General features: G+C 66.6%; 25 protein-coding genes and 1 other RNA gene. 13 read left to right on the forward strand and 13 right to left on the reverse strand.

All coding sequences use genetic code 11. From position 1 onward, the window contains the following. Positions 1–152: 152 nt before the first annotated feature. The 5 genes from RSO01_RS11780 (at position 153) to RSO01_RS11800 (ending at position 6,020) form a co-directional block, all read left to right on the forward strand. Positions 153–1,259, forward strand: a complete 1,107-nt coding sequence (locus tag RSO01_RS11780) for a TRAP transporter substrate-binding protein (RefSeq protein ID WP_147149292.1) — start codon at positions 153–155, stop codon at positions 1,257–1,259. A 141-nt stretch (positions 1,260–1,400) separates the two neighbouring features. After that, the gene (locus RSO01_RS11785; protein ID WP_147149293.1) at positions 1,401–2,510 is read left to right on the forward strand and encodes a TRAP transporter substrate-binding protein; all 1,110 of its coding nucleotides are present in this window, start codon (positions 1,401–1,403) and stop codon (positions 2,508–2,510) included. Between the two features lie 13 nt (positions 2,511–2,523). Continuing rightward, positions 2,524–3,615, forward strand: coding sequence for a TRAP transporter substrate-binding protein (locus tag RSO01_RS11790; RefSeq protein WP_147149294.1), 1,092 nt, complete (start codon positions 2,524–2,526; stop codon positions 3,613–3,615). Between the two features lie 47 nt (positions 3,616–3,662). Then, positions 3,663–4,760 carry a TRAP transporter substrate-binding protein gene (locus RSO01_RS11795; RefSeq protein ID WP_147149295.1) on the forward strand — a complete coding sequence of 366 codons (1,098 nt, stop codon included), beginning with the start codon at positions 3,663–3,665 and terminating at the stop codon, positions 4,758–4,760. A 156-nt stretch (positions 4,761–4,916) separates the two neighbouring features. After that, complete coding sequence (locus RSO01_RS11800; protein ID WP_147149296.1) at positions 4,917–6,020, forward strand: TRAP transporter substrate-binding protein; 1,104 nt, start codon at positions 4,917–4,919, stop codon at positions 6,018–6,020. 105 nt (positions 6,021–6,125) lie between these two features. Here RSO01_RS11800 and RSO01_RS11805 read toward each other — a convergent pair whose 3' ends face one another. The 9 genes from RSO01_RS11805 to RSO01_RS11845 all read right to left on the reverse strand — a co-directional run bounded on the left by RSO01_RS11805 (position 6,126) and on the right by RSO01_RS11845 (position 13,104). Beyond that, the gene (locus tag RSO01_RS11805; protein WP_147149297.1) at positions 6,126–7,730 is read right to left on the reverse strand and encodes a TRAP transporter large permease; all 1,605 of its coding nucleotides are present in this window, start codon (positions 7,728–7,730) and stop codon (positions 6,126–6,128) included. Beyond that, positions 7,727–8,272, reverse strand: a complete 546-nt coding sequence (locus tag RSO01_RS11810; protein WP_147149298.1) for a TRAP transporter small permease subunit — start codon at positions 8,270–8,272, stop codon at positions 7,727–7,729. The genes RSO01_RS11805 and RSO01_RS11810 overlap by 4 nt, the downstream gene beginning before the upstream one ends. Before the next feature lie 152 nt (positions 8,273–8,424). Beyond that, the gene (locus RSO01_RS11815) at positions 8,425–9,159 is read right to left on the reverse strand and encodes an arginyltransferase (RefSeq protein WP_147149299.1); all 735 of its coding nucleotides are present in this window, start codon (positions 9,157–9,159) and stop codon (positions 8,425–8,427) included. Positions 9,160–9,239: 80 nt separating this feature from the next. Continuing rightward, positions 9,240–9,842, reverse strand: a complete 603-nt coding sequence (locus RSO01_RS11820; protein ID WP_147149300.1) for a DUF4126 domain-containing protein — start codon at positions 9,840–9,842, stop codon at positions 9,240–9,242. Between the two features lie 24 nt (positions 9,843–9,866). Then, positions 9,867–10,460, reverse strand: coding sequence for a recombination mediator RecR (gene recR / locus RSO01_RS11825; protein WP_147149301.1), 594 nt, complete (start codon positions 10,458–10,460; stop codon positions 9,867–9,869). Positions 10,461–10,518: 58 nt separating this feature from the next. Beyond that, positions 10,519–10,836: a YbaB/EbfC family nucleoid-associated protein gene (locus RSO01_RS11830; protein WP_147149330.1), complete on the reverse strand. Its 318-nt coding sequence runs from the start codon at positions 10,834–10,836 to the stop codon at positions 10,519–10,521. Between the two features lie 11 nt (positions 10,837–10,847). Then, positions 10,848–12,596, reverse strand: a complete 1,749-nt coding sequence (locus RSO01_RS11835; RefSeq protein ID WP_147149302.1) for a DNA polymerase III subunit gamma/tau — start codon at positions 12,594–12,596, stop codon at positions 10,848–10,850. 96 nt (positions 12,597–12,692) lie between these two features. Further along, positions 12,693–12,787, reverse strand: an RNA gene (ffs, locus tag RSO01_RS11840) — signal recognition particle sRNA small type. A 128-nt stretch (positions 12,788–12,915) separates the two neighbouring features. After that, positions 12,916–13,104: a hemin uptake protein HemP gene (locus tag RSO01_RS11845; protein ID WP_147149303.1), complete on the reverse strand. Its 189-nt coding sequence runs from the start codon at positions 13,102–13,104 to the stop codon at positions 12,916–12,918. A 113-nt stretch (positions 13,105–13,217) separates the two neighbouring features. Between RSO01_RS11845 and RSO01_RS11850 the strand changes: the two genes are divergently transcribed. After that, positions 13,218–13,739 carry a cysteine hydrolase family protein gene (locus RSO01_RS11850; RefSeq protein WP_147149304.1) on the forward strand — a complete coding sequence of 174 codons (522 nt, stop codon included), beginning with the start codon at positions 13,218–13,220 and terminating at the stop codon, positions 13,737–13,739. Here RSO01_RS11850 and RSO01_RS11855 read toward each other — a convergent pair. Next, positions 13,736–15,022 carry an LLM class flavin-dependent oxidoreductase gene (locus RSO01_RS11855; RefSeq protein ID WP_246158321.1) on the reverse strand — a complete coding sequence of 429 codons (1,287 nt, stop codon included), beginning with the start codon at positions 15,020–15,022 and terminating at the stop codon, positions 13,736–13,738. The genes RSO01_RS11850 and RSO01_RS11855 overlap by 4 nt on opposite strands. A 26-nt stretch (positions 15,023–15,048) precedes the next feature. Next, positions 15,049–15,780, reverse strand: a complete 732-nt coding sequence (locus RSO01_RS11860) for an SDR family NAD(P)-dependent oxidoreductase (protein WP_147149306.1) — start codon at positions 15,778–15,780, stop codon at positions 15,049–15,051. A gap of 9 nt (positions 15,781–15,789) precedes the next feature. Here RSO01_RS11860 and RSO01_RS11865 point away from each other — a divergent pair, with 9 nt between their 5' ends. From RSO01_RS11865 to RSO01_RS11895, 7 genes are all read left to right on the forward strand, one after another. Then, entirely contained in the window at positions 15,790–16,332 is a 543-nt protein-coding gene (locus RSO01_RS11865; RefSeq protein WP_147149307.1) for a hypothetical protein, read from the forward strand. After that, the gene (locus RSO01_RS11870; RefSeq protein WP_147149331.1) at positions 16,332–16,790 is read left to right on the forward strand and encodes an MmcQ/YjbR family DNA-binding protein; all 459 of its coding nucleotides are present in this window, start codon (positions 16,332–16,334) and stop codon (positions 16,788–16,790) included. The genes RSO01_RS11865 and RSO01_RS11870 overlap by 1 nt, the downstream gene beginning before the upstream one ends. A 362-nt stretch (positions 16,791–17,152) precedes the next feature. After that, positions 17,153–17,989 carry an LLM class F420-dependent oxidoreductase gene (locus RSO01_RS11875; protein ID WP_147149308.1) on the forward strand — a complete coding sequence of 279 codons (837 nt, stop codon included), beginning with the start codon at positions 17,153–17,155 and terminating at the stop codon, positions 17,987–17,989. Next, the gene (locus RSO01_RS11880) at positions 17,986–18,978 is read left to right on the forward strand and encodes a CobW family GTP-binding protein (RefSeq protein ID WP_147149309.1); all 993 of its coding nucleotides are present in this window, start codon (positions 17,986–17,988) and stop codon (positions 18,976–18,978) included. The genes RSO01_RS11875 and RSO01_RS11880 overlap by 4 nt, the downstream gene beginning before the upstream one ends. Next, on the forward strand, positions 18,978–20,399 hold the full coding sequence (locus RSO01_RS11885; RefSeq protein WP_147149310.1) for a dihydroorotase: 1,422 nt from the start codon (positions 18,978–18,980) through the stop codon (positions 20,397–20,399). Before RSO01_RS11880 ends, RSO01_RS11885 begins: the two co-directional genes overlap by 1 nt. 104 nt (positions 20,400–20,503) lie before the next feature. After that, entirely contained in the window at positions 20,504–20,989 is a 486-nt protein-coding gene (locus tag RSO01_RS11890; RefSeq protein ID WP_147149311.1) for a peptidoglycan-binding domain-containing protein, read from the forward strand. A gap of 33 nt (positions 20,990–21,022) precedes the next feature. Beyond that, on the forward strand, positions 21,023–21,469 hold the full coding sequence (locus tag RSO01_RS11895; RefSeq protein ID WP_147149312.1) for a peptidoglycan-binding domain-containing protein: 447 nt from the start codon (positions 21,023–21,025) through the stop codon (positions 21,467–21,469). Between the two features lie 331 nt (positions 21,470–21,800). Here RSO01_RS11895 and RSO01_RS11900 read toward each other — a convergent pair whose 3' ends face one another. Beyond that, a complete protein-coding gene (locus tag RSO01_RS11900) occupies positions 21,801–23,603 on the reverse strand; it encodes a hydantoinase B/oxoprolinase family protein (protein WP_147149313.1) in 1,803 nt (600 codons plus the stop codon). Between the two features lie 182 nt (positions 23,604–23,785). Further along, the gene (locus tag RSO01_RS11905) at positions 23,786–25,861 is read right to left on the reverse strand and encodes a hydantoinase/oxoprolinase family protein (RefSeq protein WP_147149314.1); all 2,076 of its coding nucleotides are present in this window, start codon (positions 25,859–25,861) and stop codon (positions 23,786–23,788) included. Positions 25,862–25,990 lie beyond the last annotated feature (129 nt).

Raw genomic sequence — 25,990 nt, forward strand, 5'->3', positions numbered from 1 at the left:
GAAACATGGAGAACCCCGCTTCGGCGGGGTTTTTCTTGCCTTCCGTCGCCTTTCCAAGCCCGGGGTGCTGTGCCATAAACCCGCGCCGCCGGAGGGGCGGTTCGCGTCGCAGAACGCGATCACAAGAAAAAATCCCGAGGAGTTCTACCCAGATGCAACGTCGTAAGTTCCTGCGTACCGCCGGTGTGGGCGGTGGCGCGGTCGCTGTCGCGGGCACGCTCGCCGCACCCGCGCTCGCTCAGTCCATGCCCGAAGTGAAGTGGCGCCTTGCTTCGAGCTTCCCCAAGTCGCTCGATACGATCTACGGCGCGGGCGAGTTCTTCGCCAAGCGCGTCGCCGCTCTCACCGACAACAAGTTCCAGATCCGCGTCTTCGCCGCCGGCGAGATCGTCCCCGGCCTGCAGGTCGTCGATGCCGTGCAGAACGAGACCGTCGAGTGCGGCCATACCGCGGCCTACTACTACGTCGGCAAGGACCCGACCTTCGCCTTCGACACCGCGATCCCGTTCGGCCTGAACACGCGCCAGCACAATGCCTGGGTGTATTACGGCGGCGGGCTCGAGCTGATGCGCGAGTTCTACAAAGACTACAAGATGATCTCCTTCCTGATGAGCCACACCGGCGCCCAGATGGGCGGCTGGTGGCGACGGGAGATCAAGAGCCCTGAGGACATGAAGGGCGTGAAGATGCGCATCGGCGGCTTCGCCGGCCAGGTCATGGCAAAGCTCGGCGTGGTGCCGCAGCAGTTGGCCGGCGGCGAGATCTATCCGGCGCTGGAGAAGGGCACGATCGACGCCGCCGAATGGGTCGGCCCCTACGACGACCAGAAGCTCGGCTTCAACAAGGTGGCGCCGTACTACTATTATCCCGGCTGGTGGGAAGGTGGTGCAGCACTCTCGCTCTATGTCGGCGACAAGGCCTACGAGGCGCTGCCTTCCATGTACAAGGAAGCGATCGCCGCCGCAGCCGGTGACACGGTGAGCCGGTCGGTCGCCCAATACGACGCCCAGAACCCCAGGGCGCTGCGCGAGCTGGTTGCCGCCGGCACCAAGTTCCTGCCGTTCCCGCAGTCGGTGATGGAGGCCTGCTTCAACGCCGCCAACGAGCTCTACGCCGAGACCATCGCCAAGAACCCGAAGTTCAAGAAGGTCTACGAGTCCTGGAAGCCCTTCCGTAACGAGGAAGTCCTGTGGTTCCGGGTGGCCGAGAACACCTTCGACAACTTCATGGCGCGCCAGTCGGCGGCCAACAAGCTCTAGGCCCAAAAGGCCGTTTTAGACGGTCGGAAAAGCCCCGCTTCGGTGGGGCTTTTTCTTTGCGCGCGCCGTGCGGACATGGCAGGCTTCATTCCGCCGAATGGAATCTCGGTTAACAAAAATACGTTTCTGGGAGTGAAAAGCATGCAACGTCGCAAATTCCTGCGTACCGCCGGTATTGGCGGTGGCGCCGCTGTTGTCGCGAGCACCGTCGCAGCACCCGCCATCGCCCAATCGATGCCCGAGCTGAAGTGGCGTCTGGCCTCGAGCTTCCCCAAGTCGCTCGATACGCTGTATGGCGCCGGCGAGAACTTCACCAAGTTCATCGGCGAGATGACGGACAACAAGTTCCAGGTCCGCATCTTCGCCTCGGGCGAGATCGTGCCCGGCCTGCAGGTGCTCGACGCCGTGCAGAACGGCACCGTCGAGATGGGCCATTCGGCCGGCACCTACTACATCGGCAAGGATCCCACGCTCGCCTTCGACACCACGCTGCCGTTCGGCATGAACGCGCGCCAGCAGGAAGCGTGGATGAACTGGGGCGGCGGCAAGGAGCTGCTGGGCGAGGTCTACAAGGACTACAACACCATCTCGATCCCTTGCGGCAACACCGGCGCCCAGATGGGCGGTTGGTTCCGCAAGGAGATCAAGACGCCCGAGGACATGAAGGGACTGAAGTTCCGCATCGCCGGCATCGCCGGCATGGTGTGCGCCAAGCTGGGTTCGGTGCCGCAGCAGATCGCCGGCGGCGACATCTATCCGGCGCTGGAGAAGGGCACGATCGATGCCGCCGAGTGGGTCGGTCCGTACGACGACCAGAAGCTCGGCTTCAACAAAATCGCGCCGTACTACTACTATCCCGGCTGGTGGGAAGGCGGGCCGCAGACCTCGGCCTACATCAATCTCCAGAAGTGGAACGAGCTGCCGAAGGGCTATCAGTCCGTGATCCAGTCGGCCGCCGCCCGGGCGCAGGCGATCATGCTCTCCAAGTACGACGCCGAGAATCCCAAGGCGCTGCGCGAGCTGATGGCGGCCGGCACCAAGCTGCTGCCGTTCCCGCAGTCGGTGATGGAAGCGGCCTTCAACGCCTCCAACGAGCTCTATGCCGAGATCTCGGCGAAGAACCCGAAGTTCAAGAAGGTCTACGAGAACTGGAAGCCGTTCCGCAACGAGGAGATCCTGTGGTTCCGCGTTGCCGAGTTTACCTTCGACAGCTTCATGGCGCGCCAGTCGGCCGCCAACAAGCTGGGATAAGAGGGAGGACAGCATGAGACGGCGGAAGTTTTTAACGACCGCCGGCATCGGCGGCGCCGCGAGCACGCTCGCGGCGCCGGCCATTGCGCAGTCGATGCCGGAGCTCAAGTGGCGTCTGACGTCGAGTTTCCCCAAGTCGCTCGACACGCTCTATGGCGCCGCCGAATCGATCGCCAAGAAGGTTGCCGGGCTGACCGACAACAAGTTCCAGATCCGCGTGTTCGCGCCGGGCGAGATCGTACCGGCGCTGCAGGCACTCGACGCGGTGCAGAACAACACCGTCGAGATGTGCCACACGGCCTCCTACTACTTCGTCGGCAAGGACCTCACGATGGGGTTCGATTCCGGCGTGCCGTTCGGACTGACCGCGCGGCAGCAGAACGCCTGGATGTCGATGGGCGGCGGGCTCCAGCTGATGCGCGAGTTCATGGCTGACTACAACGCCGTGCCGTTCCCGGCCGGTAATACCGGCTGCCAGATGGGCGGCTGGTTCCGCAAGGAGATCAAGACGCTCGACGACCTCAAGGGGTTGAAGATGCGCATCCCCGGTATCGGCGGCCAGATCTGGGCCAAGCTCGGTGCCGTGCCGCAGCAGATCGCGGGCGGCGACATCTATCCCGCGCTCGAGCGCGGCGCGATCGACGGCGCGGAGTGGGTCGGGCCCTACGACGACGAGAAGCTCGGCTTCTACAAGGTGGCGCCCTTCTATTACTACCCGGGCTTCTGGGAGGCCGGCACGCAGATCACGCTGATGGTCGGCAAGCAACATTGGGATGCCCTGCCGGCGGCGTACAAGCTCGCGGTCGAGACGGTGTGTGGCGACGTCAACGGCGAGATGATGGCGCGCTACGACAATCTCAATCCGCAGGCATTGCGCCGGCTGGTAGCGGCCGGCACGCAGCTCAAGCCCTATCCGCGCGACGTGCTGGCGGCGGCGTGGAAGGCGACGCACGAGCTCTACGACGAGTTCTCGTCCAAGAACGCCAAGTTCAAGAAGATCTACGACCACTGGAAAGCGTTCCGCGACGAACAGTTCCTGTGGTTCCGCGTCGCCGAGCTCACCTATGAGAACTTCGCCTTCACCGCCAACCAGACGGTGAAGTGAAAGGAGGCAGTAGCGTACCCAAAGAAACGATCCAGGGAGGGATCACCATGCAGCGTCGCAAGTTCCTGAAGACCGCCGGCGCGGGGGCTGCTGCCGCCACGACGGTGGCAGCACCGGCCCTGGCGCAGGGCCAGCCGGAGTTGAAGTGGCGTCTGGCTTCGAGTTTTCCCAAATCGCTCGACACGCTATGGGGCGGCGCCGAGCTGTTCTGCCGGCGCGTCAGCGAGCTGACCGACGGCAAGTTCAAGATCCAACCCTTCGCCTCGGGCGAGATCGTGCCGGGCTTCCAGGTGCTCGATGCGGTGCAGAACGGCACAGTCGAGGTCGGCCAGACTGCGGCCTACTATTACATCGGCAAGGACATCACCTTCACCTTCGACACCGCCGTGCCGTTCGGCCTGAACAGCCGTCAGCACGTGGCTTGGTGGATGCACGGCGGCGGCCGCGAGGCGATGGCCGAGTTCTACAAGGACTACGGTGTCGTCGGCCACATGATGGGCGGCACGGGCGCGCAGATGGGCGGCTGGTTCCGCAAGGAGATCAAGACCGTCGATGACCTGAAGGGCCTGAAGTTCCGCGTCGGCGGTTTTGCCGGGCAGATCCTGGGCAAGCTCGGCGTCATCGCCCAGCAGATCCCCGGCGGCGAGATCTATCCGGCCCTGGAGAAGGGCACGATCGATGCCGCGGAGTGGGTCGGCCCGTACGACGACGAGAGGCTCGGCTTCTACAAGGTGGCGCCGTACTATTACTACCCAGGCTGGTGGGAAGGCACCGGCATGGGCACCGCCTACATCAACCAGAAGGCGTGGGACGGCCTGCCGCCGGCCTACCAGAAGGTCATCGAGACCACGGCCGACGAGGTCACGCTGTGGATGCTGGGCAAGTACGACAACGGCAACCCGGCGGCGCTCAGGCGCCTGGTGGCAGCCGGAGTCAAGCTGCAACCCTTCCCGACGGCGGTGCTGGAAGCCTGCTTCAATGCGACCAACGAGGTCTGCAATGAAATCGTGGCCAAGAACGCCAAGTTCAAGAAGGTATGGGACATCTGGAAGCCCTACCGTTCGGAGCAGGTGCTGTGGTCGCGCATCGCGGAAGGCGGTTTCGACGGCTTCATGGCACGGATGTATGGAGCCGGTAAGGTTTGATCGAATAGCGCTGTAGAATCGCGGAAAACCCCGCTCCGGCGGGGTTTTCTTTTGCCTAACTCCGACTGAAGTCGGCTTTTCAAACCTAATTCCGCGTGCCAGTCTTCGCTCGCCAAGGGGGCCATGTGGGCTGCCTGTAGGGAGGGTAAACATCAAATGCAGCGTAGAAAGTTCATCAGGACCGCGGGCATCGGCGCCGCGGGCGTAGCCGCCGCGTCGACTGTCGCCGCGCCGGCCATCGCGCAGAGCATGCCGGAAGTGAAGTGGCGTCTGACGTCGAGCTTCCCCAAGTCTCTCGACACGCTGTACGGCGGATCGGAGCTGTTCGCGAAGCTGATCAGCGAGATGTCCGACAACAAGTTCCAGATCCGGGTCTTCGCCGCGGGCGAGATCGTGCCGGGCCTGCAGGTCGCCGACGCGGTCCAGAACGGCACCGTCGAGTGCGGCCAGACCGCCGCCTATTACTACTTCGGCAAGCATCCGAACTTCGTGTTCGAGACCGGCCTGCCGTTCTCCATGAACCAGCGCCAGTACTATGCCTGGCTCGAGTTCGGCGGCGGCCATGAGCTGATCAACGACTTCTACAAGGAGTACAACTTCCGCTCGCTGACGTTCGGCGGCACCGGCTGCCAGATGGGCGGCTGGTTCCGCAAGGAAATCAAGTCGATGGACGACATGAAGGGCCTGAAGTTCCGCGTCGGCGGCTTCGCGGGCCTGATCCTCGAGCGTCTCGGCGTGGTGCCTCAGCAGATCGCCGGCGGCGACATCTATCCGGCGCTCGAGAAGGGCACGATCGACGCCTGCGAATGGGTCGGTCCGTATGACGACGAGAAGCTCGGCTTCAACAAGGTTGCGAAGTACTACTACTACCCTGGCTGGTGGGAGGGCGCGTCGGTCGGCTCGCTCTACATCAACAACAAGGCGTGGGACTCGCTGCCCAAGACCTATCAGGCGATGATGGAAGCGGCCGCCGGTCGCGTCACGTCGTGGATGGTGCCGAAGTACGACGCCGGCAACCCGGCGGCGTTGCGGCGCCTGGTGGCGGCGGGCACCGAGCTGCGCCCGTTCCCGCGTACCGTCCTCGAGCCCTGCTTCCTCGAGGCCTACAAGTACTACGACGAACTCGCCGCCAAGGATCCGAAGTTCAAGAAGATCTACGACAACATGAAGGCCTTCCGCGCCGACGAGAACCTGTGGTTCCGCGTCGCCGAGAACACCTTCGACAACTTCAACTTCTCGATGTCGGCACAAGGTCGCTAAAAAGGGGTCGGTAAGAGAAGTAACCGAAACGAGAAAGCCCCGCCGGCAACGGCGGGGCTTTTTCTTTTCTGGGAACGCGGGCCGGAGGCCCGCGCTGCAAGATGATCAGTTCTTCGGCGGAGCGCCGAAGACCGGCGGCGGGGCGTCGTCCGACGGCGGCGCCTGGATCTCGATCTTGACCTTGCTGGGATCGACGCCGCTCGGCTTGTCGAGGAAGACGGTCACAGTCCACGGCACGAAGATCACGATCGCCACCATGATGAGCTGCAACAGCACCCAGGGGATCGAGCCCCAGTAGATGTCCGAGCTCTTCACTTCCTTCGGCGCCACGCTGCGCAGATAGAAGAGGGCGAAGCCGAACGGCGGGTGCATGAACGAGGTCTGCACGTTGACGCAGATCATGACGCCGAACCAGATCAGCGCGGCGTCGGCGCCGACCACGGGAGTGAGCAGCTTCTGCGCCACCGGCGCCAGCATCGGGATGATGATGAAGGCGATCTCGAAGAAGTCGAGGAAGAACGCCAGGAAGAACACGAACAGGTTGACGACGATCAGGAAGCCCCAGACGCCGCCCGGCAGGCTCGACATCAGGTGCTCGACCCACCGGTTGCCGTCGACGCCCTGGAAGGTGATCGAGAAGCAGGTGGCGCCGACCAGGATGAAGGCGACCATGGCGGTGATGCGCATCGTCGCCTGGAAGGCCTGCACGATCAGGTCGCGCAACTCCTTGACCTGCCAGGCGCGCCAGCACAGCCAGACGATGGCCGCGAACATGACGGTGAAGGCGATCTTGAAGGGGATCGACTTGAAGGCGACCATGCCGATTAAGGCGCCGATCACGGCGGCCGCGCAGCCGGCGCCGAAGGTGAGGCGGTCGAACCGGGTGAGGGGAGCGTTGCGTACCACGGCTAGCACGATGGCGCCGATGGTGCCCATGGCGCCGGCTTCGGTCGGCGTCGCCAGGCCCATCATGATGGTGCCCAGGACCAGGAAGATCAGCACCGCCGCCGGGATGATGCCCCAGGCGCACTTGATCAGCAGGGCCTTTCCGAACAGCGTGCGCGGCACCCCCGGCAGGGCGTCGGGCTTCACCAGCGTGACATAGTAGGTATAGGCTGCGAAGAGCGCGATCTGCATCAGCGACGGGCCCCAGGCGCCAAGATACATGTCGCCGACCGAGCGGCCGAGCTGGTCGGCCAGCACGACCAGCACCAGCGACGGCGGCACCAGCTGGGTGATGGTGCCCGATGCGGCCAGCACGCCGGTCGCATAGCGCATGTCGTACTTGTAGCGCATCATCACCGGCAGCGTGATCAGCGCCATGGCGATCACCTGCGCCGCCACCGTGCCGGTGATGGCGCCCAGGATGAAGCCGACGATGATCGTCGAGTAGCCGAGACCGCCCCTGACGGGGCCGAACAGCTGGCCCATCGATTCGAGCATGTCCTCGGCGAGACCGCATTTCTCGAGGATGGCGCCCATGAAGGTGAAGAACGGGATGGCGAGCAGCAGCTCATTCGACAGGATGCTGCCGAACACGCGGCCTGGGATGGCCTGCATGAAGGCCATCGTGAAGTAGCCCATCTCGATCGACAGGAAGCCGAAGAAGAAGCCGACCGCCGCCAGCGAGAAGGCCACGGGGTAGCCGATGATCATGAAGACCACCAGCCCCGCGAACATCAGCGGCGGCATCCATTCCAAGGGGATCATTGCGTCGGCCTCTCGTAGTGCGCTTCGAGGCTCTCGACGGGGATGCCGTTGAGGAAGGCCACTCGCTTGATGAGCTCGGAGAGGCCCTGCAGGGCAACCAGCAGGAAGCCGATCGGCAGGACCAGCTTGATCGGCCAGCGCAGCAGGCCGCCGGCGTTGGAAGAGTGTTCGCTGACGTTGAAGGACTGCATGAAGAACGGCCAGCTCAGCCAGGCCAGGATGATGCAGGTCGGCAGCAGGAAGAAGAGAGTGCCGAGGATGTCGATCCAGAGCTGACCGCGGCGGCCCAGCGTCATGTAGAAGAGGTCGACCCGCACATGCTCGTTGCGCTTCAGCGTGTATGAGGCGCCGAACATGACGATGACGGCGAACATGTACCACTGCACTTCGAGCCAGGCGTTCGAGCTCTGGTCATAGGCGTAGCGGATCATCGCGTTGCCGCCGCTTACGATACAGGCCAGCAGCACCAGCCAGTTACAGACAACACCGATCTTCTCGTTGATCACGTCAATGATGGTGCTGAGACCCAGCAATGCGCGCATCCCACCTCCCCTGCGCGAGTTCTTTCTTTTCGCTCCCCCGTTCTCGCTAGCGGGGGGTCTTCTCATAACGTGGCGCCCACGACCACGCTAGCGTCCGGGACATTTCCGCGTATGCCGGGGGTGCGTCAAGTCGCTCCACCAGCGGCTTCTGCCTAGACCGTAGGCAGCTCCATCCACCCCTCGGGACCGAAGAACTCGAGCGGCCGGAAGGCGCGCTTGTAGGCCATCTTGCTGGAATCGGCGATCCAGTAGCCCAGATAGACGTAGGGCAGCCCGCGCTTGGCGGCAGCGTCGGCCAGCCACAGGATCATGTGCGTCCCCAGGCCCCGCCGCGGATCCTGGGGATCGAAGAAGCTGTAGACCGCCGACACGCCGCTCGACAGCCAGTCGACCAGGCAGGCGCCGACCAGGCGGCCTTCGGCCGAATCGTCACGGAACTCGATGATGGCCGTCTCGACCGGGCTTTCCTCGACCATGGCGCGGTAGTCGTCGAAATCCATGTCGGCCATGTCGCCGTCGCGATGGCGGGCCATCACATAGCGTGAAAATAGCGAGTACTGCTCGCCCGTCGCCAGCGCCTGGGTCTCCATGGCGTGGACGTGCTCGTTGCGTCGCAGGATGCGCTTCTGGGCGCGGCTGGGCTCGAAATCACGCACGCGGATGCGCACGGGCACGCAGGCACGGCAGCCCTCGCATAGGGGCTTGTAGACGAAGTGGTGCGAGCGCCTGAAACCTGCATCGGTCAGCGTGTCGTGCTGCGAGATGGCGTCGGGTCCGCTCAGCTCGGTGACAAGCTTGGTCTCCAGCCGGTGCGGCAGATACGGGCAGCGCATCGCCGGTGTGGTGCGGAAGAACCGCAGGGTCTGGATGTTTTGGCGGATGAACATTGCTTCGACGACAGTGTACCGCGGTCACCTGCGAAGGAAAGCACTAGTCGGTACGACCAAGGTCGACAGGCGGCCCCGAGTCAAGGTCTTTGTCGGATGCCGGCCAGCCGGCGAAACGGCACCAGCGCCAAGCGGACCAGCTTGGGCAGGAGCCAGATGAGCAGGGCCACGAACAGGGCGAGCAAGCACAGGAATGTGATCGGATGGGCGATGGCGAGCGCCAGCCCGCCGATCACGCTGATGTCTTCGGTAAAGGAGGCGGCGATGTTGCTGAACGGCTCGGGCGAGGTGTTGATCAGGGCCCGCGTGCCGGTCTTGGCGACATGGGTGCCGGCGGCCAGCGTGCCGCCCAGCAAACCGGCGATGATCGCCACCTCGGGACTCAAGCCACCCGCCGCGCCGTAGGCCAGCAGGGCGCCGGCCGGCACGCGCACGAAGGTCTGCAGCATGTCGTTGATGCTGTCGACGTAGGGGATCTTGTCGGCGAAGAAATTGAGCGCGAACAGGATCGCGGCCACGCCCATCACCCAGGGCGAGGCCAGCACCTGCAGGTCGTGCGGCAGGGCGACCAGGCCGAGCCGCTCAGCCAACCCCAGCACCAGGACGGCGGCATAGGTGTTGAGCCCGCTCGCCCAGCCGGCGCCCAGGGCGACGGCGATGGCGGCGATGACGTCGGTGCTCATGGCCCCATCATAGAGGATGGCCCGTCAGAGGGCGCGCCGCGCCTTGAGCGCGGTGGCGAGCGTGCCGTCGTCCAGCCAGTCGAGCTCGCCGCCCACCGGCACGCCATGGGCGAGGCGGGTCAGCGGCACGTCGCTATTGCCGAGACGCTCGGCGAGATAGTGGGCGGTGGTCTGGCCGTCGACCGTGGCGTTGGTGGCGACGATCACCTCGCGGATGCCGCCCGCGGCCACGCGTTTCACCAGCGCGGCAATGTTGAGCTCGTCGGGGCCGATGCCGTCGAGCGCCGACAGCGAGCCGCCCAGTACGTGATAGAGGCCGCGGAAGATCTTGCCGCGCTCCATGGCCCACAGGTCGCCGACGTCTTCGACGACGCAGATCAGCCCCTGGTCGCGATTGGGGTCGGCGCAGATCGAGCAGGGGTCGATCGTGTCGAGGTTGCCGCATGTCGAGCAGGCGCGGATCGCCCGCGCCGCGTCGGCGAGCGCGGTGCCCAACGGCTGCATCAGCGTCTCGCGTTTCTTCAGGAGATGCAGCGCCACCCGCCGCGCCGAGCGCGGCCCGAGCCCAGGCAACCGGCCGAGCAGCTGGATCAGTCGTTCTATTTCAGGGCCGTTCATGGGAGCGCGGGCCTCTGGCCCGCATCATGAGCGGGCCAGAGGCCCGCGCTCCCGGAGATCACAGTTTGAACCCCGGCGGTAGAGGCAGGCCGCCGGTGATGGTGCGCATCTGCTCCTGCACGGTCTGCTCGACCTTGGCGCGCGCGTCGTTGGCGGCGGCGACGATCAGGTCCTCGACCACGCCCTTGTCGGCGGGCACGAACAGCGACGCGTCGATCTCGACCTTGCGCGTCTCGTTCTTGCCGTTGACCGTCACCTTGACCAAGCCGGCGCCCGAGGAGCCGACGATCTCCATGCGCTCGAGCTGCGTCTGCAGCTCCTGCATCTTCTGCTGCATGGCCTGGGCCTGCTGCATCAGGCCGCCGAGATCCTTCAACTTGTCGAACATCAATACTCGCTTTCCGGGATGTCATCGTCCGCGGGATACTCTTCGGGACCCGGCGGCTCGTCACCGGCCTCGACCAGGCCCGCCACCAGCGAGCTCTGCTCGCCCTTGCGCCGCACGGCGTCGAGCCTGGCGCCGGGGAAGGTCTTCAGGATCGCCTGGACCAACGGATTGTTCTCGGCCGCGTTGCGCAGCTCGTCGCCCTTGGCCGCCTTCTGCTCGTTGAGCGTGGGCTTGCCCGGCGCCGACGACACCGTGGCGATCCAGCGCCGGCCCGTCCATTGGCTCAACAGCTCGCTGAGGCGCGGCGCCAGGTCGGTTGGCGCCTTGGGCTCGGGGCGAAACTCGATCAGGCCGGGCTCGCAGCGCACCTCGTGCACGTGATGCATGAGATGGTGCACCAGGCGGGCCTCGCGGCGCGCCTCGAACAGAGCGACGATCTCGGTGAAGCTTCTGGGATTGGGCTGGGCGACGGCCGGCTGGCTCGCCGCGGCCGTGATCGGCTGAGCAGCCAGACGCGCGGCCGCACCGCCGCCTCCACCGCCGCGCGGCACGGGCGCCGCGACGGCTGCCGCAGGACCAGCCGCCGCGCCGTTCTGCAGCGCCTTGATGGCGTCGGAGGGCGAGGGCAGGTCGGCGGCGTAGCACAGGCGGATCAACGCCATCTCGGCGGCGCGCAGAGGCGAGGGCGCCGACAGCGTCTCCTGCAAGCCCTTCATCAAGAGCGTCCAGGCGCGGGTCAGCGAGGCCATCGAAAGCTTGCCCGCCATGGCGAGCCCCTGGGCGCGCTCGCTGTCGGCCGAGGCGGCCGCGGCATCGGGCGCCACCTTGAGCCGGGTCACCCAGTGCGTGAGCTCGAGCAGATCCTGCAGGATGACCACGGGATCGGCGCCCGAATCATGCATCTCGGCCAGCGCCGCCACGACCGCGGGGGCATCGCCGCGCATGGTCTTCTCGAACAGCTCAAGCACGCGGCTGCGGTCAGCCAAGCCTAGCATGTCGCGCACTTGCGCGGCATCGACCACGCCGCCGCCATGGGCGATCGCCTGGTCGAGCATGGAAAGGCCGTCGCGCACCGAGCCGTCGGCCGCACGCGCCAACAACGTCAGCGCCTCGGGCGAGATCTCGACCTTCTCGGCGACGGAGATCTTGCTGAAATGATCGATCAGCGCCTGTTGCGGCACGCGCTTGAGGTCGAAGCGCTGGCAGCGGCTCAGCACCGTCACCGGCACCTTGCGGATCTCGGTGGTGGCGAACAGGAACTTCACATGCGGCGGCGGCTCTTCCAGCGTCTTGAGCAGCGCGTTGAACGCCTTCTCCGACAGCATGTGCACTTCGTCAATGATGTAGACCTTGTAGCGCGCCGACACCGGGCGGTAGCGCACGCCCTCGATCAGCTCGCGCACATCATCGATGCCGGTGCGGGACGCTGCGTCCATCTCGATCACGTCGACATGGCGGTCCTCGGTGATGGCCTTGCAGTTGTCGCAGACGCCGCACGGATCGACGGTGGCGCCACCCTTGCCGTCCTTGCCGATGCAGTTCAGCGCCCGGGCGATGATGCGGGCGGTCGTGGTCTTGCCGACGCCGCGTACGCCCGTGAGCATGAAGGCATGGGCGATGCGGCCCGTGGCGATGGCGTTGCGCAGGGTGCGCACCATCGCCTCCTGGCCGACCAGGGTGGTGAAATCGACAGGACGGTATTTGCGGGCGAGGACCCGATAGGGAAGCGTATCCTTGGCTTCCGGCATGGCGAGCGTCCTACCCGAAGGCGCCGTGGCCCCATGAGGCCCGGCGGTCGTCGCGCCCGGCCGCCTGCACCAGGCGGCGGCGCGCGCCTGGCGACAGGTGAGAGACCGGCATGACCCGAAGCGAATTCGTTACGGCTGCTTCCTTCCGGATCTGACCGGGTTGGCGACTGCTCCGCCCACACCGGCCCCTCGAGGCGGTTATATCAGGAGTCCGGCCACGGGACGCAAGAGCCGAACGTCGCTCTTTGTGGACGCTTGCGCGCGTCTGTGCACACGTGCGCCAACGCCTTGATTTTCAGGCCGAAATCCTGCCGCGCTGCTACTTGGTGAGGATCAGCTTGCCCGATGCGGTGAGCCGCAGGCGGTAGGTGTCGCTGCCGTGCCGGATGCGCAGCTCGCGATGGCCGTTCAGGAGGGCCGTGCTCTCGGCCACCGGGAAGTCGACGAGGGCGCCTTCTGGTCTCGTCTGGCCGGAGGCGGGGTCGGCTGCCTTTACGTGAAATTCCATCGTTGGCTCCTCTGAAGTTCTGCTATTGATAATTATTCGCAAATCATGCGCTGTCAACGCGGCATCGCTCGATTCCGCTTTCCGCCCGTGACCTTCTCCCCGACAGTCACGCAATGACGAGCGCGTTGATGATTGTCGACGTCCAGCAGGGCACGTTCGCAGTCTCCCCGCCCATTCATCGCGGCGAAGAGATCGTGCGGCGCATCGCGGGTCTCCTGGCCCGCGCTCGCGCCGAAGGCCGGCCGGTCGTCCATGTGCAGCACGATGGCGGCCCGGGCGATGTGCTGGGCAAGGGATCGGCGGGCTGGCCCCATCATCCCCTGGTGGCACCGCGGCCGGGCGAGATCGTCGTCGAGAAGCGGCACAGCAGCTCCTTCCACGACACCGACCTGCACCAACGCCTGACCGATGCCGGCATCGACCGGCTGGTCATCGCCGGCATGCAGACCGAGATGTGCGTGGATTCGGCCTGCCGCGGCGCGGTGGCGCTGGGCTATCGCGTGGTCCTGGTGGCTGACGGCCACACGACCTGGGACACGCCGGTGATCGACGTTGAGCGCATCGTCGCCCATCACAATCGCCTGCTTGGCCAAGGCTTCGCCGACGTCGTCGCCGCCGCCGACGTGACGTTCTAGGAGCGCCGAGCCGGGCGCTTCAGCCCGAGATGATCGCGCAGCGTCGTGCCGGTGTAGTCGGCGCGGAACAGGCCGCGCTCCTGCAGGTGCGGCACGACCTCGGCGACGAAGGCGTCGAACTGGCCGGGAAAGAACGGCGGCATGACGTTGAAGCCGTCGGCGGCGCCGGCGCGGAACCAGGTTTCAAGCACGTCGGCGATCTCTGCCCCTGTCCCGATCAGCAGCAGATGGCCGCGCGCCGCCGCCACGCGATAGTAGAGCTGGCGCAGCGTGAGCTTCTCGCGTCGTGCCATCTCGATCAGCAGGGCGGCGCGGCTCTTGAGATGTTCGGTCTCGGGCAAATCGGGCACCGGCTCGTCGAGCGGATGGACCGACATGTCGGAGCCCAGCCGCTCCGACAGCACGGTGAAGGCCTGCGCCGTGTCGATGTTGCGGTTGAGCTCGGCGAAAATTTCCTGCGCCTCGCCGGTCGTGCGGCCGACTACGGGGAACACGCCGGGCATGACCAGGACCTCGTCGGCCCCGCGGCCAAACCCGGCGACCTGCACCTTGACGGTGCGATAGAAGGCCTGTGCTTCGGTGAGATCGTTCTGCGCCGTGAACACCACGTCGGCGATGCGCGACGCCAGGGCCTGACCGGGACCCGAGGAGCCGGCCTGGATCAGCACCGGATGCCCCTGCGGCGAGCGCGGCACGTTCAGGCCGCCTTCGACCGTGAAGTACTTCCCGTGGAACGACGGCACGTTCAGGCTGCCCGGCCGCACGAAGGTGCCGGCCTTTTTATCGGCGATGAAGGCGTCGTCGGCCCAGCTGTCCCACAGGATGCGGCAGGCCTCGACGAACTCCTCGGCCATGGCATAGCGCTCGGCATGCGGCGGATGCTGGCGACCGAACACGGCGGCCGACTTGGAATAGGCGGTAGTGACGACGTTCCAGGCCGCCCGGCCGCCCGACAGATGGTCGAGCGAGGCGAAGGAGCGGGCGATCTGGTAGGGCTCGGCGTAGGTGGTCGAGCCCGTCGCCGCGAGCCCCAGCCTGCTGGTGGTCATCGCCAGCGCCGACAAGAGCGTCAGCGGCTCGAACTTGCCGATGGTCGAGGGATGCTCGCCGTAGCCCGTGGCGAAGCCGTCGCCCAGGAAGAACATGTCGAACTTGCCGCGCTCGGCCGTCGCGGCGATGTGCTTCATCAGGGCGAGGTTCGGCCAGCCGTCGACGACAGCGTCCGGATGCCGCCAGCCGCCGACGTGATGGCCCGGCGTCTGCACGAAGACGCCGAGGCGCATGTGGTGTTCCAACGCGGCCGCCATGCTCAATGCGCGAAGTTGCGCATCCCGCCGTCGACCGGGATCACCGTGCCGGTGATGTAGCGCGCGCGGGGCGAGGCGAGGAACGCCACGAGGTGGGCGATGTCTTCGGGCTCGCCGAAATGGCCCATCGGGATGTTTTTAGCAATGAAGGCGCGGCGGGATTCCTCGGTCGGATGCAGCTTCTCGAGGATCTGCTCGCTGTTGATGCGGCCGGGCTGGATGGTGTTCACCGTGACCCCCTCGGCAGCCACGTCGCAGGCCAGCCCCTTGGCCCACAGGTGCAGCGCCGCCTTGGCGGCGACCGCGGCGTTCAGGCCGCGCGGCTCCATGGTGCCGCTGATGTTGATGATGCGGCCCCAGCGGCGCTGGCGCATGGGGGGCAGCAGGTCGGTGGTGAGGCGTCGCGCCGAGGTGAAGTTGAGCGCGAACGCCTCGTCCCAGAATTCCTCGCTGGCATCGACCGTCGTCGGCCGCGAGCCGCCGGCGCAATTGACCAAAATGTCGACCCGGCCGAGGGCCTCGGTGGCGTCCCGGGCGAGGCGGGTGAGATCGGCGGCCGAGGTGATGTCGGCGGCGATCGGCGTGACGCCGGGATGCCGCTCGATCCGGTCGACGCGGCGCGCCGTGGCGGCGACCTGCGCGCCCTGGTCGGCCAGGAGACGGGCGATGCCGGCGCCGATCCCGGCGCTGGCGCCTGTGACCAGGCAGGTGCGGTCCTTGAGCTCGAAGTCCATCGGCCCTTGATGGACGAGCCGCGCCAGGTTGCCAACAGGCAGCCAGCGGCTTTGGCTTTGTCGGAGCCGCCAGGCGCGATAGAGTTTCGCAACCGCTGGGAGATGCCAATGGCTGCTCGGAAAAAGAAGTCTGGCTCCAAGAAATCGGCCGCCAAGAAGAAGGCGCCGAAGACGCGCAAGTCCCGTGTCGCGCCGAAGAAGAAGGCGGCGAAGGCGCCCAAGCGCAAGGTGGCGGCAAAGAAGGCCGTCCGGGCTCGCAGCAAGCCGGTGGCGGCGAAGAAGAGGCCAATGGCAGCGCCGAAGGCCGCCGTGGCACGGCCACGGCCTGCAGCGGCACCAGCAGCTGTACCTCCGCCCGCACCTGCACCCGTTGCCGCGCCGGTCGTCGAACTCGACAATCGCATCGCGATGGTGCGCGCCAACCTGCGCGAGCTCGTCGAGCAGGCGGCTTCATCGGCGGGCGCCGCCAATGAAGAGCTGCTGTCTCAGCGCATTGCCGAGCAGGAGGAGAGGCTCCGTCGCCTGACAGAGGAGCGCGACGCCCTGGCTTGATGAAGAGCAGGCGTCGTCCGGAAGTTCCCAAGACCGTCCTCGCGCGGCTGCGCAAGGCCTGCCTCGCCCTGCCGGAAACGCGCGAGGAGCAGGCCTGGACTGGCACGCGCTGGCGCATCCGCAAGGAGACGTTCGCGCACGTGCTCATGATCGCCGACGGATGGCCGCCGGCGTACGCGCGCGTCGCGGGCACCGATGGCCCTGCCTGCGTGCTGACGTTCCAGTCGCTGGGACCACGGGTCGATCCGGAGACTTTCTCGCGAGCGCCGTACTTTCGGCCACTCTGGCGTCCCGACATCGTCGGCCGCATCCTCGATTCCGATGTCGACTGCGCCGACATCGCCAAGCTTTTGACGGCGAGCTACTGCCTCCTGGCGCCGAAGAAGCTCGTGGAAGCGGTCCGCGCAGGCCAGGCGGCCGATCACAAGACCCGTAGCCAACGCAAGAAACGACAGTAGCGTCATCACCGTCAGCGACGGCCGGAGCGGCGGGCGCGCCTCCATTGCCATGGACATGTGGGACATGTGGTCATGCGATGCACCTTCGTGCGCGGCCGCATGTGCCGGTCGCACCGTCATCATGCCGTGCTTCAGCTTGTTCGCCACCAGCCACCAGTGCATCGGATAGGCGATGAACAGCAGCGACGCCGTGGCCAGCAGGAACCACAGCAACATCACGCCATCCAGCATCGAGCCCTCCCCCTTGGCGTCAACGGACGAGGACAAGGCAACTCAACGCATACCGACACCGGCATGATGACATGTGCGCCAGGCGCCGGAAATCGGCTACGCTCGACAAAACGACAGCGAGAGGAAAGGCCATGCGGATCGGCGTCACGATGTTTTCCACGGACTATGCAATCCCGCCGCACGAGCTCGCCGTCGAGGCCGAGAAGCGTGGCTACGAATCCGTCTGGTTCCCCGAGCACAGCCACATCCCGACCAGCCGCAAGTCGCCGTGGCCCGGCGGCCCCGAGCTGCCGAAGTGGTACTACGACACCTACGATCCCTTCCTTGCCATCGCCGCCGCGGCCGTCGTCACCAAGACCATCAAGCTCGGCACCGGCGTCTGCCTCGTCGTGCAGCGCGATCCCATCCATACCGCCAAGGAGGTCGCCACGGCCGACCGGCTCAGCAACGGCCGGGTGCTGTTCGGCATCGGCGGCGGCTGGAACGCCGAGGAGATGGAAGACCATGGCACGGCCTTCGCCACCCGCTTCAAGCTGATGCGCGAGCGCGTCGAGGCGATGAAGGAGATCTGGGCGCGCTCCAAGCCGAAATATGCCGGCGACATGGTGAAGTTCGACGAGATGATGCAGTGGCCCAAGCCGGTGCAGAAGCCGCATCCGCCGATCATCGTCGGCGGCGGTCTGCCACACGGTGCGCGCCGCGCCGTCGCCTATGGCGACGGCTGGATGCCGATCGGCGGCCGCGGCGGCGACACGCTCGGCATGCTGCCGGAGTTCCGCGAGATGCTGAAGCTTGCCGGGCGCAAGGACTCCGACGTGCCGATCACGCTGTTCGGCGTCGGCATGAACGCCGACGGCCTGAAGCGCGCCGAGGATGCCGGCGTCGACCGCGTCGTGTTCGGCGTTCCGCCCGAAGCCAGCGACAAGGTCCTGCCGTTGCTCGACAAGGGCGCGGCGTTGATCCGGTGACGCCCGGTCTTGCCAACCTCGCGGAGGTCCCGTCGGAGCCGATCCCGCTGTCGGTGCTGACGGGCTTCCTCGGCAGCGGCAAGACAACGCTTCTCTCCAGAATCCTCAATGTGCCGGACCTGAGCGACACCGCCGTGCTCATCAGCGAGTTCGGCGCGGTCGCCCTCGACCATCAGCTCCTCGAGGCGGCAGCCGACGATGTCGTCGAGCTGCCGAACGGCTGCACCTGCTGCGCCGTGCGCCAGGGCCTGGCCGACGCCTTCTATCGGCTGCTGCGATCGCGCCAGGCGTCCGGCCGGGCGCCGTTCCGGCGCATCGCGCTCGAGACCAGTGGCCTCGCCGATCCGGGACCCACGCTCTACACGCTCTCTGCCGATTCCTTTCTCGAAGCCTCGCTGCGCCTCGACCGTGTCGCCACGACGATCGACGCCGTGTTGGGCGAGGGCACGCTCGATCGCTATCCCGAGGCCGTCGCCCAGGCCGCCGTGGCCGATCTCTTGCTTCTGACCAAGAGCGACATGGCCCCCGTCACGGACAACCTTCTCCAGCGACTGGCGTCGTTGAACCCCACGGCGCCGATCGTCGATGCGCGAGATGCCGAGGCGAGCGACCTGCTGTTCGGCGGCGCGCCCCGGGCGCTGCCGCGGCCGCGACCGCATGCGACGGCGGTGCATGCCCATGGCATCCGCGCCCTGTCGGTGCGCCTGCAGCGGCCGATGAGCCGCCTCGGCTTTGCCATGGCGCTGGGCGGCCTGGCGCGCGATCACGGCGAGAAGCTTTTGCGCGTAAAAGGCCTGGTCGAGTTCTCCGACCGGCCGGGTGGACCAGCGGCGATCCACGCCGTGCAGCACACGCTCTATCCGCCGCGCTGGCTGGAGCGCTGGCCGGATTCCGACCGGGCCAGCCGGCTTGTCTTCATCGTGCGCGATCTCGAATCGGACGAGATCCTGCGCCGCTTCGCCGACGGCTCTCCGGTAGGAGTCTCCTGATGCTCGACCTCGCCATCACCGGCGGCACCTGCGTGCTGCCGACCGGAACCCAGGCCGCCGATATCGGCGTCAAGGACGGACGCATCGCCCTGGTCGGCGGCCCAGGCTCGCTGCCACCGGCGGCGCGCACCGTGTCGGCCAAGGACCGCCTGGTCATTCCGGGCGGCATCGACCCGCACATCCATTGCCTGATGCCGGTGCGCGCGCCGGGACGTCCCGACGTGCTGACCGATCCGCCGTCGCAGGTCAGCAAGGCGGCCCTGCATGGCGGCACCACGACCCTGATCGATTTCGTGCAGTGCGTGCACGACCGCACCATCCAGCAATCGATCGAGGCGACCCAGGCGCAATGGCGCAACGCCTGCTACTGCGACTACGGGTTCCATCTCACCTTGATGGGCGAGGTGCCGGTGCCGCATTTCGGCCAGCTCGCCGATGCCATGCAGGACGGCCATGCCAGCATAAAGATCTTCACCACCAACATCCGGCCGGGCAACCTCGGCCGCATGGTCCCGCACGGCCATATCTGGGAGGCGCTGAAGGTCGTGGCGGGGGCGGGCGGCATCGCATGCATCCATGCCGAGGACAACGACATCGTCATGTTCATGTACGACAAGCTGATGCGCGAGAACCGCGTCAGCTTCGAGCACATGGCCGAGGTCCACAACGCGCTGTCGGAGGAGCTCTCCTTCAACCGCGTGATCCGCCTTGCGGAGAATGTCGAGGGCGCGGCGCTCTACATGGTGCATGTCTCGGCGGCCACCGGCGTCGCCGCTCTCGAGTCATCGCGTGCCCGCGGCTTCCCGATGTACGGCGAGACCTTGCATCAGTACCTGCTCTACAACGCCGAGGATTATAAGCGGCCGGGCGGACAGATGTTCCATACCTATCCGTCGCTGAAGTACCCCGAGGATCAGAAGCGCCTGTGGGAGGCGACCAACCGCGGCGCCATCCAGGTCATCGCCACCGACGAGCTGTGCTGCCCGCTCAGGGTCAAGCTGCAGGGCAGCCGCATCGACGATACGACGGGCGGCAACTCCGGCGTCGAGCCGCGCGTCGGCCTGATGTACACCAACATGGTCACCAGGCGCGGCTACTCGGCCGAGCACTTCGTCGACATGATCTCGAGCAACGCCGCGCGCATCATGGGCCTCTACCCGCGCAAGGGCGCACTGGCGGCGGGCTCGGATGCCGACATCGTGCTGCTGCAGACCGGGATCGAGAAGACGATCCGCGCCGCCGACCTGCACGAGACCGACTACACGCCCTGGGAGGGACACGTCGTGACCGCGTGGCCGACCACGACCATCCTGCACGGCAACGTCGTCGTGGAGGACGGCGCCTTCCACGGCGACCTCAAGCACGGACAGTTCCTCAAGCGCAAGGTGGCGGACGAAATCCGCAGCCGTCCGGCTGTGTAGGTCTCCGCGGGCACCTCGGTTCCGACGCTCCAGCGTGCGAAGTCTCACATTCGCGGCGCCATCGCAGGCGTATCGTGGCCGTGGCCTCGTGCCCGGAGGAAGCGATGAACAGTGGCCCGCAGCTTGCGCTCGGCGCGCGCGGACGAGACGTTCTGCGCGTTCAGACCATCTTCGTGATGATGAAGATCATGGGCTTCGACCAGATCGACGGCGTGTTCGGGCCGCTGACCCGGAACGCCGTGATCGCCTTTCAGGAAGGCGAGGGCCTGCTCGCCGACGGCATCGTCGGCGACAGCACCTGGCAGCGCATGCCGGCCGACCCTGACACACCCGTATTGAAACGCCATTCGACGGGCAGCGCCGTCGCCGGCCTGCAGCTCGCCTTGCACAAGCTGGGCGGGCCCGGGTCGCCCACTGATCCCGGACCGGCCGACGGCGATTTCGGGCCGCGCACCGAAGCGGCGGTCAAGGCCTACCAGGCGCAGCATGCTCTGGCCGATGACGGCGTGGTCGGCCCGCGCACATGGTGGGTGCCGGCAGGCGGCGCCGGCGCGACGCTGGCATCCCTCGCCGGGCTGACGACGGCATAGCGAAGCAATCACTCTCTCGCGGAGGACATCGTCATGGCTGAACCCGTCCTGAAGCAGGGGTCGAACGGGCCCGACGTGCGCGACCTCCAGCAGGCGCTCAAGACGCTGGGCCATGATCCCGGGCCGATCGACGGTGTCTTCGGCGCCAGGACCACGAGCGCGGTGAAGGCCTTCCAGCAGGTGCGCGAAATCGCCGTCGACGGGATTGTCGGCCGCGTCACCTGGATCAACATCGACGAAGCCGACCAGAGCGAGCCCGTGCTGCGTCTCGGATCGAGCGGCTTGCCGGTGCGCCGGCTGCAGAGCCGCATGACCGCCGTCGGCTTCGACACCGGCGGCGTCGACGGCCGCTTCAGCCAGAAGACCGAGACGGCCGTGAAGGACCTGCAGCAGCGGTCGCGGCTGACGGTCGACGGCGTCGTCGGGCCGCAGACCTGGGCCGTGGTCGACGCGCTGGAGAACGAAGGCGGGGCGAGCTAGTCGCTCTTTACAGTGGTTTCGACGGGCTGAACCGCCAACGGGATCGCGTTCGCTTCGGGCGGCTTCGCTCGGGATGACGGAAAAGGTGGCGCCGGCAGGGCCGCTGACGGGCGCGATGATATCGGATGAACGATGCATAGAGCTGAGCCGCCGGAAAGCAAGCGCAAGGTCAATATAACTGAAGTGCTTTCACGAGTCAACTATGGTTCTAGTTTTTGCGTCCCATAGGCCATAGAGCGACGCAATTACTCCGGGGTCGGGGACCGGTGCCAGCAGTGCAGGCAATCCCACCGGCCCCGCGCCAACCCGTCATGATCACTGTGCAGAGCTACTAGCTGGTTCTCGCTGCGCGTTGCCGCGTCGTCGCGGCCTGGTCGACCACGCCTTTTGCCGACACCACGACGCCATAATCCTTGAGCGCCGTCTCGACCGAGATGACGCCGTCCAGCACGTCGTCCGCCACCTTGGCCGGATCGCGCTCGAGCGGATTGCCGTAGCCGCCGCCCGCAGGACCGTAGCAGACGAAGCGGCCGTCCTTGCCGATCCCCATGTAGGGCACCTTGGACGGCAGCGCCCTGGCGTCGTTGCTGCCGGGCACGAAGAGGTCGAGCTTGGCCGGCATGCCTTCGCCGCCGCCCAAGAAGCCCCACGGCCGGTAGCGATGGCCTTCGCCTTCGACCGAGGCGCCGCCGTCGCTCAGGAAGGTGAACTCGCGCACCGAGCCCAGGCCGCCGCGCCACTTGCCGGCACCGGCTACGTCCTCGCGCAGTTCGTAGCGCAGCACGCGCAAGGGCAGGTGGGTCTCGATGTCCTCGATCGGGTTGTTGCGGGTGTTGGCGTAGAGCGTGTCGACGGCGTCCATGCCGTCCTTGCCCAGGCGGCCGCCGTAGGAGCCTTCGAAGATCTCCATGTGCACCCAGTGGGTCTCGTCCTTCAGCCCTGAGAAGGCGATGACCTTGAGGTTGCCAATGCCCGCCGAGACGTTGCCCGGCATCGCCGCCGACAGCGCCTTCATCACCGTGTCGGCGAGCTGGTTGCCCGGGCAGAAGCGGGCGATGGTCGGCGCGGGGAAGGTCGGGTTGGCGAGGCACCCCTTGGGCGCGACGATGGTGATGGGCCGGATCAGGCCGGCATTCACCGGGATGTGGCCGTGCACTTCGGTATCGAGCAGCACCGAGCGGATGGTGAGCCAGATCGCGATGTCGGCCGTGCCTTCCAAGGGCATGTTGATCGGCCGGTCGGGCACCTGCGGCGCCGTGCCGGTGAGATCGACCACCAGAGAGTCGTCCTTCTTGGTGATGGTGACGACGATCGGCAGTTCCTTCTTCGACGGATCGTCGCTGTCGAGATAGCCGTCGATGGCGGTCTCGGCGCGATAGACGCCGTCGGGCAGCTTGGCGATGGCCTGGCGCATCAGCCGCTCGGCGTGGTCCATCAGGGCGGTGCAGGCGAGGTCGAAGGTCGCGAGCCCGTAGCGCTCGACCAACTCGGCCATGCGCTCGGCGCCGATGCGGGCGGCGGCGACCTGGGCGTCCATGTCACCGACGACGAGATCGGAGGCACGGATGTTGTCGCGCACGATCTGCCAGACCATGTCGTTCTTCACACCGCGGTCGTAGACCTTGATCGCCTTGAACTGCAGGCCCTCGGCATAGGCGTCGATCGCCTCGACGATGCCGCACGAGCCCGGCGACAACGCGCCGATGTCGAGATGGTGCGCGGTGGTGGCGGCAAAGCCGATCAGCTTGCCCTGGACGAACACCGGCACGATGAAGGCGACGTCGGGGCCGTGGCTGGCGCCGGAATAGGCGTCGTTGTGCATGACCACGTCGCCCGGCCGGAACTGATCGCCCCGCTCAGCCAGGATTCTCAGGACACCGCGGACATAGCCGGGAATCGGGCCGGACTGCAGCGGCGTCGACTGTGCGGACTCCGCGAGGCCACGGCCTTCGGCATCGACCAGAGCCGCTCCGAAATCCTCCGACTCGCGGATGATCGAGGAGTAGCTCATGCGCATGAGCTTGTAGCCCATCTCGACGGCGATGTTCTCGAGGGCACCCTGGATCACCGAGGTGGTGATCGGGTCGATGCGGTCGGGCTTGGGGATGGGCTGGCGTTGGGGGGCGGTGGCCATGGTCTAACTCCGATTCATCTCCTCCCCCGTCTTACGGGGAGGGTAGGGAGGGGGAGAGTTTCATCGACGATCTCCGCCCATTTCAGATCTGAAATTCTCAGAGGCCAGTGGGAGGCTTTCCCCCTCCCTACCCTCCCCCGCAAGACACCCGCAAGACGGGGGAGGAATGATCCTGCCTCACGCTAAGCATCGTTCTTCCGAATGATCAGGTTGCCCGCCGCGTCCGCCTCGAAGCTGTATTGCGGCGGCACCACGGTGGTCGAATCCATCTGCAGGACGATCGCCGGGCCGGGAATGCGTTCACCGACCGGCAAGAGGTCGCGGCGATAGAAGGTCGTGGGGTAGTCGGCGAGCTTGCCGCCTACACGGAACGTGCCGGTTCCCTCGCGGACCTTGGCTGCGTCGAGCGACTTGGCCGTGCCGGCCGTGGGCTTGGCGATCTTCGCCGCGCTGGCGGCGCCGATCAGGCGCAGGTTCACGATCTCGATGCCGGAGTCGGCGAAGTGATGGCCGTATTCGCGGCGGTGCACCTCGTGGAAGGTCTCGAAGACCTCGGCGAGCACCTTGCCGTCGATCGGCCCGTCGGGGATCGGCACCTTGAGCTCGTAGCCCTGGCCGACATAGCGCAGGTCGCCGCGGCGCTCGAAGGTGACGTTCTTGAGGTCGACGCCGTCAGCGGTGAAGCGCCCGGCGAGCTCCTTGGCCATGGCGGCGAAGTCGGCATTGATGCGCGCAAGATCGGCCGCTCCCGATACCTGGAACGAGGTGCGGATGGCATCGTAGCGCAGGTCGCTGATCAAGAGGCCGACGGCCGAGGTGATGCCGGGATGGGGCGGCACGATCACCTCGGGGATGCCCAGCATATCGGCCACTTCCGCGCCATGCAGCGGCCCCGCGCCGCCGAACGCCACCAGGGCGTAGTCGCGCGGATCGATGCCCTTCTGGACGGTCCTGGACCGGATGGCGTTGGCCATGTTGGCGTTGATCACCGTGATCACGCCCTCGGCCGCCTCGCGGTCGGTCATGCCGAGCTCGCGCGCCAGCTCGCCGATCACGCGCCGCGCCGCCACTTCGTCGAGCGACATGCTGCCGCCCAAGAAGTTGCCACGGTCGAGGCGGCCCAGCACGACGTTGGCGTCGGTCACGGTGGCGCGGTTGCCGCCGCGGCCGTAGGCGGCCGGTCCCGGCACGGCGCCGGCCGAGCGCGGCCCGACCTTGAAGGCGCCGGCCTGGTCGACGAAGGCGATCGAGCCGCCGCCGGCGCCGATCGTGTGCACGTCGATCATCGGCACCAGCACGGGGAAGCCCGCGATCCAGGTGTCGCGCGCCGTGGCCTCGCCGAAGCCGCCCTGGGTGACGATGCCGATATCGGCTGAGGTGCCGCCGATGTCGAAGGTGATGAGGTTGCGCCGTCCGGACAGGCCACCGGCCCAGTCGCCGCCGATCACGCCGGCTGCCGGGCCCGAGAGCAGGGTGAGGACGGGCCGCTCGGCCACCATGCTCGGCGTGGCGACGCCGCCGTTGGACGCCATGATACGCAGGTCGGCCTTGAAGCCCGACGACTCGATCTCCGCCTCAAGCCGCGTCACGTAGTTGCGCACCTTGGGGCCGACGAAAGCGTTCATCGCCGTCGTCGTGAAGCGCTCGAACTCGCGGAACTGCGGCGACACCGACGAGGAGGTCGTGGCGAAGCATTCGGGATATTCCTCGCGCACGATTTCCATGGCGCGCGCCTCGTGCGCGGCATCGAGATAGGAGAACAGGAAGCAGATGGCGATCGCCTGGACACCGGCTTCCTTCAGTTCGCGCACCGCCTGGCGGACGCCCGCCTCGTCGAGCGGCTCCAGCACCTCACCCTTGGGCGGCACCAGTCGTTCGGTCACGGTCTTGCGATGGCGGCGCTTGACCAGGGGCCGGTCCTGCCAGGGGATGTCCTGCATGATCGAGTAGTGCTGCGGCCGCTGATGGCGGCCGATATGCAGGATGTCGCGATAACCGCCGGTCGTGATCATGCCGGTGACGGCACCGTCGTGCTCGAGGATGGCGTTGGTGGCGATCGTGGTGCCGTGGAACACCACGTCGATCGTCTCGCGCGGGATGCCGTACTTGTCGCAAAGCGCCATCAGGCCCGCGACCACGCCGCGCGAGGGATCGTCCGGGGTTGTGGACACCTTGTGGACAGCCGTCTCGCCGGCCTCGGTGTCGGCATAGACCAGGTCCGTGAAGGTGCCGCCCACATCGACGCCGATCAGCCTCATACGCTTCACTCCCTCGCAATTCGTTGCCCCGCCGGCAGCAGGACCCGTGCCAAGGAGATGAGACTAGCTCATTGCCCGGGGCGCGTCTTACTGGAGCGCGGACCTCCAGGTCCGCTCATAATCATGATG

It is taken from the genome of Reyranella soli (assembly GCF_007992495.1).
Taxonomy (GTDB): Bacteria; Pseudomonadota; Alphaproteobacteria; order Reyranellales; family Reyranellaceae; genus Reyranella; species Reyranella soli.